At 73.5% G+C, this 14283-nt stretch carries 11 protein-coding genes; 1 reads left to right on the top strand and 10 read right to left on the bottom strand.

Going from position 1 to position 14283, the window contains the following annotated elements; all coding sequences use genetic code 11:
- Window positions 1-102: 102 nt before the first annotated feature.
- From ACF1GV_RS09480 to ACF1GV_RS09445, 8 genes are all read right to left on the bottom strand, one after another.
- Entirely contained in the window at window positions 103-2259 is a 2157-nt protein-coding gene (locus ACF1GV_RS09480) for an SWIM zinc finger family protein (protein ID WP_391679498.1), read from the bottom strand.
- Entirely contained in the window at window positions 2259-5132 is a 2874-nt protein-coding gene (locus tag ACF1GV_RS09475; protein WP_391679500.1) for an SNF2-related protein, read from the bottom strand. The genes ACF1GV_RS09480 and ACF1GV_RS09475 overlap by 1 nt, the downstream gene beginning before the upstream one ends.
- Window positions 5133-5251: 119 nt before the next feature.
- A complete protein-coding gene (locus ACF1GV_RS09470) occupies window positions 5252-5833 on the bottom strand; it encodes a sugar kinase (protein ID WP_391679503.1) in 582 nt (193 codons plus the stop codon).
- Complete coding sequence (locus ACF1GV_RS09465) at window positions 5830-6978, bottom strand: ROK family glucokinase (RefSeq protein WP_363262020.1); 1149 nt, start codon at window positions 6976-6978, stop codon at window positions 5830-5832. Before ACF1GV_RS09465 ends, ACF1GV_RS09470 begins: the two co-directional genes overlap by 4 nt.
- Before the next feature lie 116 nt (window positions 6979-7094).
- Complete coding sequence (locus tag ACF1GV_RS09460; protein ID WP_391679507.1) at window positions 7095-7886, bottom strand: ATP-binding cassette domain-containing protein; 792 nt, start codon at window positions 7884-7886, stop codon at window positions 7095-7097.
- Window positions 7883-8914 (bottom strand): ABC transporter permease, encoded by a 1032-nt coding sequence (locus tag ACF1GV_RS09455; protein WP_391679510.1) that lies wholly within the window; start codon window positions 8912-8914, stop codon window positions 7883-7885. The genes ACF1GV_RS09460 and ACF1GV_RS09455 overlap by 4 nt, the downstream gene beginning before the upstream one ends.
- A complete protein-coding gene (locus ACF1GV_RS09450) occupies window positions 8911-9915 on the bottom strand; it encodes a sugar ABC transporter substrate-binding protein (protein WP_391679513.1) in 1005 nt (334 codons plus the stop codon). Before ACF1GV_RS09450 ends, ACF1GV_RS09455 begins: the two co-directional genes overlap by 4 nt.
- 201 nt (window positions 9916-10116) lie before the next feature.
- Window positions 10117-10854: a GntR family transcriptional regulator gene (locus tag ACF1GV_RS09445; RefSeq protein ID WP_363262276.1), complete on the bottom strand. Its 738-nt coding sequence runs from the start codon at window positions 10852-10854 to the stop codon at window positions 10117-10119.
- Window positions 10855-10983: 129 nt separating this feature from the next.
- On the opposite strand from ACF1GV_RS09445, the gene ACF1GV_RS09440 reads away from it, so the two are divergent.
- Window positions 10984-11988 carry a Gfo/Idh/MocA family oxidoreductase gene (locus ACF1GV_RS09440; protein WP_391679516.1) on the top strand — a complete coding sequence of 335 codons (1005 nt, stop codon included), beginning with the start codon at window positions 10984-10986 and terminating at the stop codon, window positions 11986-11988.
- Window positions 11989-12131: 143 nt separating this feature from the next.
- On the opposite strand, the gene ACF1GV_RS09435 is transcribed toward ACF1GV_RS09440, so the two are convergent.
- Together ACF1GV_RS09435 and ACF1GV_RS09430 are read right to left on the bottom strand one after the other, a co-directional pair.
- Window positions 12132-12812 (bottom strand): response regulator, encoded by a 681-nt coding sequence (locus ACF1GV_RS09435; protein ID WP_391679518.1) that lies wholly within the window; start codon window positions 12810-12812, stop codon window positions 12132-12134.
- Between the two features lie 29 nt (window positions 12813-12841).
- On the bottom strand, window positions 12842-14137 hold the full coding sequence (locus ACF1GV_RS09430; RefSeq protein ID WP_391679521.1) for a sensor histidine kinase: 1296 nt from the start codon (window positions 14135-14137) through the stop codon (window positions 12842-12844).
- Window positions 14138-14283: the final 146 nt, after the last annotated feature.

The following is a 14283-nucleotide window of genomic DNA, read 5'->3' as shown; positions in this document are numbered from 1 at the left end:
ACGGCCGGTGGGCTCAGCCGCGCAGGACGGGGCCGGGGTGGGTCGGTCGGCAAGAGGGCACTGATGGGCTCAAGGCCGAAGGCTGGAGCCGGGTGCGGTCGGTCAGACGTCGTCGGTGGTGCCGAGGCCCGTGAGGGCGCCGACCGGGTCGAGGTCGGGGATGCCGCGCGGCCACCAGTCGTCGGCGCCCGGCTCGGACTCGTACGCGTACCACAAGCCGTCGCGGCCCAGCCGGAGTTGGACATGCCCGCGAGGGTGGGTGAGGCGGTTGCGCCAGGGTCGGAACGCCGGGTGGTCGGCGGCCAGGAGCGCCGGACGGGCCCGGTCGAAGCGTCCCGCCGGGGGATCCCAGGGCTCCTCCTCCAGTACGGCGAGCCCGTCCGGGCCGCCCTGGCGCCACGCGGCGACCGCGCGCGCCAGCTCGGCGGGGGTGCGGCCGGCGGCGGAGGCGAGCGAGGAGTACAGGGCGCGCGAGCCGGCGGTGAGCCCGGAGCCGGGCCGTGCCGCCGCCAGCCGTACCGCGTCCTGCCACAGCGTCAGCTCGCCCACGTCGTCCCGGCCGGTGGCGAGCAGGGCGTGGGCGCGCGCGGCCGCGTCGGTGGCCAACTGGTCCAGCGCGATCGGGTCGGGTCCGCCGGGGGCCGCCGGGTAGGCGGGCGGCTGCTCCGGGTGCGGCGGGAGGGGCAACGGCGCGGGCAGCGGCGGGAGTTGGCGGGGCGCGAGGGCTTCGGCGGCTCGGACGCCGGGCAACGGGGCGGGTTCCCGGTCCTGGGCGGCTCTGGCCGCGCGCGTGGCGCTGAGCCGGGCGAGCGCGTCGAGCAGTTCCCGCTCGCCGCGGCCGCGCAGCAGGAGCAGCACGAAGGGGTCGGCGTCCAGCAGGCGGGCGGTCTGGTAGCACAGGGCGGCGGCGTGTTTGCAGGGGTGGCCGCGGTCGGGGCAACTGCAGCGTGGCTCCAGGTCGCCGGGGCCGGGCAGCAGCGGGATGCCGCAGTCGGCGAGGGAGTGCGGCATCTCCTTGTCGAGCAGGGCGGCGATGTGCCCGGGCCGCTCGGCCGCGGCGTCCAGGAAACGCGCCCAGTCGGCGTCGCCGAGGGTCCGCAGCCGCACCTGCACACGGTACGGACGCGGTCGGCTGCCCTGCACGTACGCGAGTACCGAACCCGGGGTGACGGTGATCGCGTCCACGTGGCCCTGCTCGGCGTAATCCCGCCCGCGGGCCAGTCTCTTCGGGTCGAGCGCGCCCTCCTCCAGCGCCGTCACCCAGGCGTTGCCCCACCAGGTCTCGGCGAACCGGGAGTCCTCACCCGCCGGCCGGGGCGCCAAGGCCGGGAAGGTGCGGCGCAGGTCGCCGTCCCGCGCGGGCGCGGCCATGGAGCGGGGCAGGCGGGGCGCCGGGGCGGGGGCTTCGGGCGGTGCGGGACGGGTGGGGGCGTCGTCGTGCGCGGGCCGCGGCTCCACCGGCGGCGGGGTGGTCCGACTTGCCTGCTCACCGGGGCCGCCGGTCTCCCCAGCAACCTCGTCCGTGATCGCGTCGGTGGGCATACGGAAGGCATCCGTCAGCAACTGCCGCAGTTCCCGGGCCCGTTGGCCGGCCCGTGGGTTGCCGGAGGGATGGCTGGGGTGCCGGGTGGCCGCGGGCTCGGCGGAGCGGGACGGTCTGCGCCGCGGGGAGGACGTGCGGTCCGTCTGTTCCGCTTCGGCCGCCTTGCGCCGAGCCTCGGCGCGGGCCGCCCGCAGCGCCTCGCGGGCGCGGTCCGCGGGGGCCGCGTCATCGGCCTCGGGTCCCGGCTCCGCCGGTGCCGCGGCGGCCTGCTCGTCGGGCGGGGCCGGATGCTCCACGGCTTCGTCGTCGGCCGGCACCGCCGTGCGCCGCTGGGCCACCGCGCGGCGCAGCGCCTCGCGCGCGGCGTCACCCGGCCGAGGCTGCTGCCGCCCACCGGACGGCTGTACGGCGTCGGTGGCGGCCGTGTTTTCCGGACGTCCGGCATCGGCAGCGGCCGCATGCTCCGGATGTACGGCGTCGGTGACAGCACCATGCTCCGGCGGTACGGCGTCGGTGGCTGGCGCACGCTCCGGCGGTACGGCGTCGGTGGCTGGCGCATGCTCCGGCCGCGCGGCCTCGTCCTCGTGCCCGGGGGTGCGCCGCTCCCCCGCGCCGGTCCCCTCCGCCGCGGCCGCGCCACGCCCCCGCGCCTCGCGCAGGGCCCGGCGTGCCGCCTCCGCGGGGCCAGGGCCGTGGGCGTCGTCCGTCGGTGTCATCACGCCTCCCTCCGCAGCGAGACCAGGTCGGAGAGCTCACGGTCCGTCAGTTCCGTCAGCGCGGACTCGCCGGAGCCGAGAATGGCGTCGGCCAGGGCGCGTTTCGCGGCGAGCATCTCGGCGATGCGGTCCTCGACGGTGCCCTCCGTGATCAGCCGGTGGACCTGCACCGGCTGGGTCTGGCCGATGCGGTAGGCGCGGTCGGTGGCCTGCTCCTCCACGGCCGGGTTCCACCAGCGGTCGAAGTGGACGACATGGCCTGCGCGGGTGAGGTTCAGGCCGGTGCCGGCGGCCTTGAGGGACAGGACCAGGACGGGTGTCGTACCGGCTTGGAAGCGGTCGACCATGCGCTCGCGTTCGGGGACGGGGGTGCCGCCGTGCAGCAGGTCGACGGGGACCGCGCGGGCGGCGAGGTGCGCGGTGATCAGGCGGGCCATGCCGACGTACTGCGTGAAGACCAGAGCGGAGCCGTCCTCGGCCAGCAGGGTGTCCAACAACTCGTCGAGCAGGGCCAGTTTGCCGGAGCGGGCGGCGAGCCGGTCGCCGACGGCCGGGCCGTGGTCCTCCTTGAGGTACAGCGCCGGGTGGTCGCAGATCTGCTTCAGCGAGGTGAGCAGCTTCAGCACCAGGCCGCGGCGGCCCATGCCCTCGGCGGTCTCGATGGCGAGCATCGACTCGCGCACCACCGCCTCATAGAGCGCCGCCTGTTCACGGGTGAGCGGCACCGGGTGGTCCGTCTCCGTCTTGGGCGGCAGTTCGGGCACGATGCCGGGGTCGGACTTCTTGCGCCGCAGCAGGAACGGGCGGACCAGGCGGGCCAGCCGCTGCACGGCCTCCTCGTCCTCGCCGGTCTCCACGGCCCGCGCGTGCCGGGCGCGGAAGGACTTCAGGGGGCCGAGCAGGCCGGGGGTCGTCCAGTCGAGCAGCGCCCACAGTTCGGAGAGGTTGTTCTCGACCGGGGTGCCGGTCAGCGCCACGCGCGCGGGAGTAGGGAGGGTGCGCAGCGCCTTGGCCGTCGCCGAGTACGGGTTCTTCACATGCTGGGCCTCGTCGGCGACCACCATGCCCCACGGCTGCTCGGCCAGGGCCGGCGCGGCCGAGCGCATGGTGCCGTACGTGGTGAGGACGAAACCGCCGTCGAGGTCGTCCAGGCTGCGGTCCGGGCCGTGGTAGCGGCGGACCGGGACGCCGGGTGCGAACCGGGTGATCTCCCGCTGCCAGTTGCCGAGCAGGGACGCCGGGCACACCACCAGGGTCGGTTCGCCACAGGCTCGTTTGAGGTGCAGGGCGATCACGGTGATGGTCTTGCCGAGGCCCATGTCGTCGGCGAGGCAGCCGCCGAGGCCGAGGGAGGTCATCAGTTCCAGCCAGGCCAGTCCGCGCAGCTGGTAGTCGCGCAGGGTGGCGTGCAGCCCGGCGGGCGGGACGGCCGGGGCCACTCCGGCGGTGATGCGGTCGCGCAGGGCGGCCAGCGCGCCGGCCGGGACCGCCTCGACCGTCTCGCCGTCGACCTCGGCGGTGCCGGTGAGGGCGACGGAGAGCGCGTCGACCGGGTCGAGCAGCCCCAGGTCGCGCTTGCGTGCCTTGCGGACGAGCGCCGGGTCGACGAGGACCCACTGGTCGCGCAGCCGCACGACCGGGCGGTGGGCCTCGGCGAGGGTGTCCATCTCGGTCTCGGAGAGGGGGTCGCCGCCGAGCGCGAGCTGCCAGCGGAACTGCAGCAGGTCCTCGCTCTCGAAGAAGCCGGTGCCGTCGGTCGCGGAGCCCGGCGCGGGCCGGACCACCGCGCTCGCGGTGAGGTCCTGCGCCAGGTCACGCGGCCAGTGCACGGCGACCCCGGCGGCCGCGAGCCGGGTGGCGGCCACGCCGAGCAGGTCGCCCAGCTCGTCCTCGGACAGCGCCAGCACATCGGGGGCGTCCTGGTCGGTGAGCCGGGCGAGCGGGGGCCACACGCGGGCCGCGCGACGTACGGCGAGCGCGGCGTCGACCCGCGCGCGGGGGCCGAAGGCGGCGTCGGCCCCGCCCGCCCACAGCGCTGCCGCGTCGGTGACCAGGGTGGGGTCGGCGAGACTGTGCACCTGCACGATCGCCGCTCCGGCGCCGCGCGCGCCCGCGCCGCCCGACCCCTGGTCGAACAGGTCGTACGCCGACAGGTCCAGGCGCAGTGAGATCCGCACTCCCGCGTCCATGCCGGCGGCGACCTCGGCGGCCCAGTCCTGCGCGCCGGGCAGCCGGACCGGCTCGCGGGCGGCGAACGGCCTGCCGGAGGCGTACGGCGCCGCCGGGGTGCGGGGCAGGGTGTCGGCGACCGCGTCGAGGAACGCGCGCAGGAGCGCCTCCGGGTCGGGCAGCCGCAGCGGGCCCGGGCCGTGCAGCGGAGCGGCGTGCCCCTCGGCGGGCAGCGCGGCGGCGATGGCGCGCAGGTGGGCGATGTCGTCCGGGTCGAGCGGGCCGGCGCGCCAGGCGTCGTGGCCGGTCGGGGTGAGGCCGGGCAGCAGGCGCCCGCGGGCGGTGAGCCGCAGCGCGTGCAGCGCGGCCGCGCCCCAGCAGGCGGTGGCGGGATGGGCGGCCGGGTCGCGGCGGGCGCGCACCAGCAGGGGCAGGGCGGCGTCGAACGGGAGGGACAGCGCCGGGGTCTGCCGGCGGCGGACGGACGCGCCGTGCGGACGGACGACGGTCAGGTCGACCGGCTCCCCGGCGGTCTGCTCGGGCAGGGGGCCGTCGTCCGGGTCCCAGAAGGCGACGCGGCTGTCGCGCGGCACAGGGGCGGGCAGGAACAGGGCCGCGAGCCGCACGGGCAGGCCTTCGGCCGTCGTGGGCAGGCCGGCCGTGCGCTCCGCTCCGCGTTCCGCCACCGCGGGCACCTCACCCATACGCTCTGCCACCTCCCGTCCACGCGTCGGATCAGACGTCTTCGACTCTACGGGCGGGGTCTGACAATCGGCTCCGGCGGCCGGGGCGAGCCGGGACGCCGCACGGGCGTCGGCCGGGCTCAGGGCACCGTGCGGGACACGACGTACACCATCGGGTGGTCCGGGTCGGCCGTGTTCACGACGATGTCCTGGGTGGGTGCCGGGTTCTTCTGCTCGTGCACCAGACCGCTCCACGGACCGGGGCCGCTGAACTTCCACCCGGTGACCTTCTGGTCGCGGTCACTGATGGCGATGTCGTTCGGGCGCAGCTCGCCGCGGTGGGCGCCGATCCACCGCAGGAAGTTGTCCACATTGGCCGCGGAGGTCTGGAACTGCACGTAGAGACGGCTGGTCTTCCAGTTGTTCGTCTCGTAGTAGGCGACCTCGTACGACTGCCTCGGGATCGGCACCTGGTACAGACGGCGCTGCACGCTGGACGGCCAGCCCGCGGTCAGGCCGGTCGCCGAGTACTTCGCCTCCTTGTCCTTGCCGCTGTCGCGGCTCTGGTTCGCCGAGATCACCAGGTAGCCCGCCGGGACGCCGATGAGCAACACGATGATCAGCAGAGTGAGTGCCCGACGGCGGATCCTGTGCCGGCGGTCCTCGCCCGGCTGCTCCGTCTCGTCCGCCGGGGGCGCCTGGTGGGGAAGCGAGGCCGTCATGCGGAGTCCCGGGCCGCGCGGCGCGCCTCGACGTACCGCTCGTAGCGCTCGTGGCGCTCGACGCGGCGCCGGTTGGCGCGGCGGAACCGGCGGGCGACCAGCCGCGCCAGGTCGGCGGCGCCCACCATGCCGGCCTCGGGGCCGAGCTGGGCCCGCACGATGCGCGCCTCGGGGCGGTAGCCGCGCCCGGTCAGGTGCCGTTTGAAGGCGTCCCGCGCGGGGCCGATCAGCAGGTCGTCGGCCGCGGAGACGCCGCCGCCGATGACGAAGCAGGAGGGGTCGAGGGCGGCGGCCAGGTTGGCGATGCCGACGCCGAGCCACTGGCCGATGTCCTGCAGCAGCTCCACGCACATCGCGTCGCCGTCGCGGGCCAGCTCGGTGATCATCGGACCGTTGATGTCGGCGATGTTGCCCTTGACGTGCTCGATGACCCCGTACGCCACCGGGGAGTCCGCGGCGGCCAGTTCCCTGGCCTCCCGGACGAGGGCGTTGCCGGAGCTGTACTGCTCCCAGCAGCCGCGGTTGCCGCACGGGCAGCGGTGGCCGCCGGGGACGACCTGCATATGGCCGAACTCGCCGGCGACGCCGTACTTGCCCCGCTTGACCTGGCCGTCCTCGAGGATCGCGCCGCCGATGCCGGTACCGAGCGTGATCATGACGAGGTGGTCCTCGCCGCGGCCGGCGCCGAAGCGCCACTCGGCCCACGCGGCGGTGTTGGCGTCGTTGTCGACCAGTACCGGCACCGACAGGCGGTCGGCGAGGCGGTCGCGCAGCGGCTCGTTGCGCCAGGACAGGTGGGGGGCGAACAGGACGCGGTTGCGGTCGGCGTCGACCCAGCCGGCCGCGCCGATGCCGACGGCGTGCACGTCGTGCCGGTCGGACAGGTCCAGCACCAGCTCGACGATGGTGTCTTCGACGACCTTGGGACTCTTGGACTTGTCCGGGGTCTCCGTGCGGAGCTTCTCCAGGATGTTGCCGTCGGCGTCCACGACACCGGCCATCACCTTCGTGCCACCGATGTCGATGCCGACGGTGGGCACGCGCGGGGCGGTCAGGTGGGACCGGCGCTCGCGGGTGCCGACCGTCCGCAGCGCGGTGGCTCGGCGGGAGCCGATGGGGGCCGTGAAGTTGCCGTAGGTGCTCATCGCCGCCGATTCTGCCGCACCGGTACCTTCGGCGACCAACGGGAATGGAGAGCGTTGTTGATCATTTACGCCGGGTGCGGCGCCGTTGGGGCTGGTCGCGCAGTTCCCCGCGCCGCCTACCGGCGCTGGAGTTCGTGGCGTAGAGCATCAAGGTCGGATCCCCCGGCCATTTGCTGGGTCAGCTCGTCGAGGCTGATCTCGTCCCGTGTGTGGTTGCCCACCATCGTGCCGCGCTTGAGCAGGACGAAGCGGTCGCCGACCAAGTACGCGTGGTGCGGGTTGTGGGTGATCAGTACGACACCGAGACCCTCGTCACGTGCCGCCGCCACGTACTTGAGGACCACGCCGGACTGCTTCACGCCCAGCGCCGCCGTCGGCTCGTCCAGGACCAGGACCTTCGCGCCGAAGTGGACCGCCCGCGCGATCGCCACGCACTGGCGTTCGCCGCCGGACAGGGTGCCGATGGGCTGGTCCACGTCGCGCAGGTCGATGCCCATGCGCAGCAGCTCCGCGCGCGTGGTGCGGCGCATGTGGTCGACGTCCATGCGCTTGAAGGGGCCGACGCCCTTGCGCGGCTCGGAGCCGAGGAAGAAGTTGCGCCACACCGGCATGAGCGGAACGACGGCGAGGTCCTGGTAGACCGTGGCGATGCCGCGGTCCAGGGCCGCGCGGGGCGAGGAGAGACGGGTCTCCTCGCCATCGATGCGCAGGACACCGCCGTCATGCTGGTGCAGGCCGGCGATCATCTTGATCAATGTTGACTTGCCGGCGCCGTTGTCGCCGAGGACGCAGGTGATCTCCCCCGCGTGGACTTCCAGGGACACGCCCTCCAGGGCGCGGATGTTCCCGTAGTGCTTGCTGACGTCCGACAGCTCGACGAGTGCCGTCCGGGCCTCGGTCCGCGTCATGTCGTGGCCTCCGCGCGCTTGCGGACCCAGGCGTTGAGCAGGGTCGCGAGGAGCAGCATCGCTCCGAGGAAGAACTTGAACCAGTCGGGGTTCCACTCGGCGAAGACGATGCCCTTGCTCGTCATGCCGAAGATGAACGCGCCGACGGCGGACCCGACCGCGCTGCCGTGGCCGCCGGTGATCAGGCAGCCGCCGATGACGGCCGCGATGATGTAGATCAACTCGTTGCCGACGCCCTCGCCGGACTGGACGACGTCATAGCTGAACAGCAAGTGCTGACCGGAGATCCAGGCGCCGAAGGCCACGCCCATGTACAGGCCGATCTTGGTCTTCGCGACGGGGACGCCGACCGCGCGGGCCGCGTCCTGGTTGCCGCCCACCGCGAAGATCCAGTTGCCCGTGCGGGTGCGCAGCAGGATCCAGGAGGCGAGGGCGACCAGGGCGAGCCACCACAGGATGGTGACCTTGATGTCGACACCACCGACGGTCAGCGTCGAGGCGAAGACGTCGTGCGCGGTCGGGAAGCCCTCCATGTCGGCAATGGTCTTCGTCGACACCGTGCCGTCGATCAACTTGGTGAAGCCGAGATTCATGCCGGTCAGCATCAGGAACGTGCCCAGCGTGATGATGAAGCTGGGCAGCTTGGTGCGGGTCAGCATGAACCCGTTGAAGGCGCCGATGGCCAGCGTGACCAGCAGGGACACACCGACGCCGACCCAGACGTTCGTGGTCGTCTGGAAGCTGAACATGGACGAGATCAATGCCGACGACGTCACCATGACGCCGGCCGACAGGTCGAACTCGCCGCCGATCATCAGCAGCGCGACCGGGACGGCCATGATGCCGATGGTCGAGGACGCGTAGAGCACCGTGCTGAGGCTGGAGGCGCGCAGGAAGCTGTCGGCGAAGAACGCGAAGAAGACGAAGACCGCGATCGCGCCGACCACCGAGCCCAGCTCGGGACGGGCGAGCAGGGTGCGCAGCGGCGACGTCCGAAGGAGCCGTTCGTCCGCGGTGGTGGCGGTCATCGGGTGCCTCGCTTCGCGTACTCCTGCAGCGCGGCCGCCTGGTCCTTGGTGATGATCTGCGGGCCGGTGAGAACGGGGCGGCCGCCGCCGAGGACGTCATTGTTGTACCTGTACAGCCACAGCAGGTCGACGGCCTGGTAGCCCTGGAGGTAGGGCTGCTGGTCGACGGCGAAGCCGAGGGTGCCGTCCTGGAGCTCGGTGGCGACCTTGGCGTTGAGGTCGAAGGTGTCGATCTCGGCCTTGCTGCCCGCGTCCGCCTTGGCCTTCACGGCGGTGTCGGCGTAGGGGGCGCCGAGCGTGACGACGGCGTCGATGGACGGGTCGGCCTGGAGCTTGGCCCCGATGCCGGACTGCACGTCGGGCATGTTGGTGCCGTTGACGTAGACACGCTGCAGGGTGCCGTGGAAGGTCTTGCCGATGCCGTCGCAGCGCTGCTCGTGGCCGACGTTGCCCTGCTCGTGCAGCACGCACAGGGCCTTCTTCCTGCCGCGCTTGTTCAGCTCCTCGCCGACGGCCTCACCGGCGATCGTCTCGTCCTGCCCGACGTGGGTGAGCGCGCCGAACGCCTTGGACTCGGCGGACCCGGAGTTCACGGTGATCACCGGGATGCCGGCCTTCTCTGCGCGGGCGACGGCGGCCTTCAGGGCGTCGGGCTTGGCGAGCGTGACGATGATGCCGTCGACCTTCTTGTCGACGGCGGCGTCGACGAGCTGCGCCTGCTGCTGGGCCTCGTCGTCGTGCGAGTACAGGAAGTTGATGTTGTCCTTGACGGCGGCCTGCTTGGCGCCGCTCTGGACGATGTCCCAGAAGGTGTCGCCGTCGCCGGAGTGCGTGATCATCGCGAAGGTCCAGCGGGGCGTGTTCACCGCCGCGCGGCCCTGCGCGGCCGCGGCCTTGCGGGCGTCCTCGGCGCGTTTGCCGCCGGTGCTGCTGCACGCCGACAGGGACACGCACAGTGCCCCCGCCAACGCGATCCCTGCCCAGGTCCGAAACCGTGCCACGAGGCCGTGCCCTTCTTGCTGTCTGCTGTGCGGTGTCCTGCGACGGGCCCGGTGGTGTCTCGGCAACCCCAAGGGTCACACCGGCCCCAAACGCCCCAGTATCCGGCACGGGTCACCGCCGTCGCGCGCCTGGGGAGCACTCTGCGGTCTTATTGTCCGGACATGTCGACGAGACCCGGGCGCCGAACGGCGGCAGCGGGCTCAGGACCTCACGAGCAGCTGGAACTCGAAGGAGTAGCGGCTCGGGCGGTAGATGTGGTCGCCGAACTCCACCGCGCGTCCGGTGTCGTCGAAGGTGGTGCGCTGCATCGTCAGCAGCGGGGCGCCCTCGCTCTCGGCGAGCCGCTCGGCCTCGTCGGCGGTGGCGCCGCGGGCCCCGATGGACTGGCGGGCGCTGTGCAGGGTGATCCCGGCACTGCGCATCAGCCGGTACAGGCCGGTGGCCTCCAGCTGCGCGGTGTCCAGCTCCAGCAGCCCGGTCGGCAGGTGGTTGCACAGGTACGCCATCGGCTCGCCGTGCGCGAGTCGCAGCCGCTCCACCCGGTGGACGTCACCGCCCTCGGTGACCCCGAGTGCGGCCGCGACCTCGGCGGACGCCGGGACGACCGCGTTGACCAGGACCTTGGTCGCCGGACGCTGCCCGGCCGCCTCCAGGTCGTCGTAGAGGCTGCTGAGCTCCAGCGGCCGCTTGACCTGGCTGTGCACGACCTGGGTGCCGACCCCGCGGCGGCGCACCAGCAGCCCCTTGTCGACCAGGGACTGGATAGCCTGGCGCACCGTCGGCCGGGACAGGCCGAGCCGTGCGGCGAGCTCGATCTCGTTGCCGAGCAGGCTGCCCGGGGTGAGGGTGCCGTGCTCGATCGCGGCCTCGAGCTGCTGGGAGAGCTGGAAGTACAGCGGCACGGGAGAGCTGCGGTCCACACGGAGTTCGAGCTGCACGGTCGGGTCCACTTCTGGTTTCGGCACGGCCCGAGCGTAGCTCTGTGCGCTGTTGACGGGAAGTTGTGTAGTTCGGTTGTCCGGACATACGCATTGACAGCGACCGGATCGCGACCTCACTTTGTTTCCATGCGCATCGGGGTCATCGGTACGGGCCGGATCGGCACCATCCACGCGAACACCCTCAGTCGCCATCGCGACGTCGGTTCGCTGATCCTCACGGACGTCGACCCGGCCCGGGCCCAGGAGCTCGCGCTGCGGCTGGGCGAGACGGCGGCGCCCGGGGTGGACGAGATCTTCACCTGGGGCGTGGACGCCGTGGTGATCACGACGGCGACGCAGGCGCACGCGGAACTGATCGGCCGGGCGGCGCGCTCCGGGCTGCCCGTGTTCTGCGAGAAGCCGATCGCGCTCGACCTGCCGGGCACACTGCAGGCGATCGCGGAGGTGGAGGCGGCCGGCACGGTGCTGCAGATGGGTTTCCAGCGCCGTTTCGACGCCGGCTACGTCGGCGCCCGGGAAGCGGTGCGATCGGGGCGGCTCGGGCGGCTGCACACCGTGCGGGCGGTCACCTCCGACCAGGTGCCGCCGCCCGCCGCGTGGCTGCCCCTGTCCGGCGGCCTGTACCGGGACACGCTGATCCACGACTTCGACATCCTGCGCTGGGTCACCGGCCGGGAGGTGTCCGACGTGTACGCCGCGGGGTCCGACGCCGGCCCGGGGATGTTCCGTGAGGCGGGTGACGTGGACACCGCCGCGGTGCTGCTGACCCTGGACGACGGCACGCTGGCCACCGCCACGGCGACCCGGCTGAACGGCGCCGGGTACGACGTGCGCATGGAACTCGCCGGGGAGCGGGACCAGATCGTCGTCGGGCTGGACGACCGCACGCCGATCGCGTCCACGGAGCCGACCGGGCCGCCGGCCGCTGACAAACCGTGGACCGGCTTCCTGGAGCGCTTCGCGCCCGCGTACGAGGCGGAACTGATGGCGTTCGTGGAGGTGGTGCGGGGAGAGCGGGCCAACCCCTGCGACGGGCGCGAGGCCCTGCAGGCGCTGCGGATCGCCGAGGCCTGCGAGGCGTCGCGACGCGAGCGGCGGCCGGTGCGGTTGAGGGAAGTGGCGGGGGCGTAGGCCGGGGCGGCGGTGCACGGGCCGGGCGCTGCGCCACACCTCTGTGCACCCGCGAGCGGCAACACGGCCACCTGTCCCCCGCCGACCGATCGCGCACCGACCGCCGTACGGCCTTGTCTCCTTCCAACGCGCGAGTGGGGCCCTCAGTGCCCGCTGCCGCCGGTTTCGTCGACCAGTCCGGCGTCGTACGCCAACAGGGCTACCTGCACGCGGTTGTTGAGGCCCAGGCGGGCCAGGATGCGCGAGACGTGCGCCTTGACGGTGGCGACGCTCATGAACAGCTGGGCGGCGATCTCCGCGTTGGACAGACCCCGGCCCACCGCGACGGCGACCTCGCGTTCCCTTTCGGCCAGCGCGGCGAGCCGTTCACGCGCGCGTGCGCCGCGGGTGTCCGCGGCGGTGCCGGCCGCGTGGAGCATCAACTGCCGGGTGACGGCGGGTGACAGGACCGGGTCCCCGGCGGCGACCTTGCGGACCGCGTCGATGATCTCGGCGGGCGGGGTGTCCTTCAGCACGAATCCGGCGGCGCCCGCGCGCAGGGCGCGCAGGACCTGGTCGTCGGCGTGGAAGGTGGTGAGCAGCACGACCTGCGGCGCGTCCGCATGGCCGCGCAGCCGTTCGGTGGCGGCCAGTCCGTCCACGGACGGCATGCGGATGTCCATGAGCACGACGTCCGGGCGCGTGCTCTCCACCAGTTCGGCCACCTCGCCGCCGTCGCCCGCCTCACCGACGACTGTGATGTCGTCGGCCCCTCCCAGCATCAGCGACAGACCGGCCCGCACCAGCGGGTCGTCGTCGACGAGAAGCACTCTGATCGCAGTCATGGCCCTACGAAACCACGGCGCTCGCGCGCTCAGTGCGCGGTTTGAGACGCGGGAACCGCCACGCGAGGCTCACCCCACGGCAGCCACGCGCGTACCTCGAAACCGCCGTCCGCGCGCGGGCCGTGTTCCAGGTGGCCGCCCGCGAGTGTGGCGCGTTCGGTGAGGCCGATCAGGCCCTGGCCGGAGCCGGGGACCGGTGGGGGTTCGTGGTCGGGGGCCGGGTTGCGTACGGCGATGGTGAGGCCGTCGCCCGGGGCGCCGGTGACCGTGACGGTGACCTCCGTGCCGGGGGCGTGCTTGCGGGCGTTGGTCAGGCTTTCCTGGGCGATGCGGTAGGCGGTGCGGCCCACCGAGGCGGGAACGCCGGCGGCGTCGGTGACGTGCTGGTCGAACGTGACCTTCATGCCGGCCTCGCGGGACTCGGCGACCAGCGTCTCCAGCGCGGCGAGCGTGGGCTGCGGGCGGCCCGCGTCGTCGGCGTCGCCCGCCCGCAGGACGCCGATGATCTCCCGCAGGTCCTGCAGGGCCTCGTGGGCGCTCTCCCGGATGACGCCGGCCGCCCGCGCGATCTCCTCGCCGGGGGCGTCGGGGCGGAACTCCAGTGCCCCGGCGTGCACGCTGAGCAGGGTGAGCCGGTGGGCGAGCACGTCGTGCATCTCGCGGGCGATGGCCTCGCGGGCGAGCCGCTGCGCCTGTTCGGCGCGCAGCCGCGCCTCCGTCTCGGCGCGCCGCGCCCGGTCCCGCAGGCTCAGCAGCAGCTGCCGCTTGGAGCGCACGAACATGCCCCAGCCGACGACGGCGACGGTGAGCACATAGACGAAGGCGACGGCGGCGGGGTAGGACAGGTCGGCGTCGGGCCGCGCCCAGTAGTAGAGCGGGATGACGGCCAGCTCGGCGGCGCCCACCCAGGCCACGTACCGGAAGGGCCGGTGGACGGCGAGAGTGAACAGGGCGATGAGGTAGGCGCCGCCGGCGGTGTCGGAGACGAAGTTGACCGCGGTCAGCGCGATGGCGAGGGCGACGGGCCAGCGGCGGCGCAGCCAGACGGCCGCGCAGGCCGCCACGCCGAGCAGCTGGTCGGCGACGGCCAGCGCGTGCGGGACGTGCGGGTTGTCGCGCACCGACTCGGCGGCAGCCAGGCCGATGGCGACGGCCAGCGCGAAGCAGGAGAAGTCGACGGCCCAGTCGCGCGCGGTGCGCCGGGGCCGTCCGGCGCGGCCGGTGACCGGGTCCAGTTCATGGGTCAGGGCCGACGGCAGCCACCACCGCCGGCCGGGCAGGACCGGCGCGGGCGCCGACCCGTCGTCACTCGCAGTCCGCTTCACGAGCGACCAATCTACGGAGCGCGGGCGGGCCGCACCCGCCGGTACAAGCGGTCGTCGACCGAAGTCGCCCGGGCACCGACTTTGGTCGCACCGGCCGCCCGGCACTCCGCCACCTGCGTCGGGCGCGAGCCACCGTGTGGCCGATG

This window comes from Streptomyces sp. NPDC014006, from assembly GCF_043088925.1.
Classification (GTDB): domain Bacteria; phylum Actinomycetota; class Actinomycetes; order Streptomycetales; family Streptomycetaceae; genus Streptomyces.
The sequence above is the reverse complement of the archived record's forward strand: the minus strand, read 5'-3'. Positions and strand labels throughout refer to the sequence as shown.

Excerpts from the sequence above, each read along its gene's own strand:
- ACF1GV_RS09480 (WP_391679498.1), bottom strand. The coding sequence starts at position 2,259 with ATGACACCGACGGACGACGCCCACGGCCCTGGCCCCGCGGAGGCGGCA.
- ACF1GV_RS09440 (WP_391679516.1), top strand. The coding sequence starts at position 10,984 with ATGCGCATCGGGGTCATCGGTACGGGCCGGATCGGCACCATCCACGCG.
- ACF1GV_RS09465 (WP_363262020.1), bottom strand. The coding sequence starts at position 6,978 with ATGAGCACCTACGGCAACTTCACGGCCCCCATCGGCTCCCGCCGAGCC.
- ACF1GV_RS09470 (WP_391679503.1), bottom strand. The coding sequence starts at position 5,833 with ATGACGGCCTCGCTTCCCCACCAGGCGCCCCCGGCGGACGAGACGGAG.
- ACF1GV_RS09435 (WP_391679518.1), bottom strand. The coding sequence starts at position 12,812 with ATGACTGCGATCAGAGTGCTTCTCGTCGACGACGACCCGCTGGTGCGG.
- ACF1GV_RS09460 (WP_391679507.1), bottom strand. The coding sequence starts at position 7,886 with ATGACGCGGACCGAGGCCCGGACGGCACTCGTCGAGCTGTCGGACGTC.
- ACF1GV_RS09455 (WP_391679510.1), bottom strand. The coding sequence starts at position 8,914 with ATGACCGCCACCACCGCGGACGAACGGCTCCTTCGGACGTCGCCGCTG.
- ACF1GV_RS09475 (WP_391679500.1), bottom strand. The coding sequence starts at position 5,132 with ATGGGTGAGGTGCCCGCGGTGGCGGAACGCGGAGCGGAGCGCACGGCC.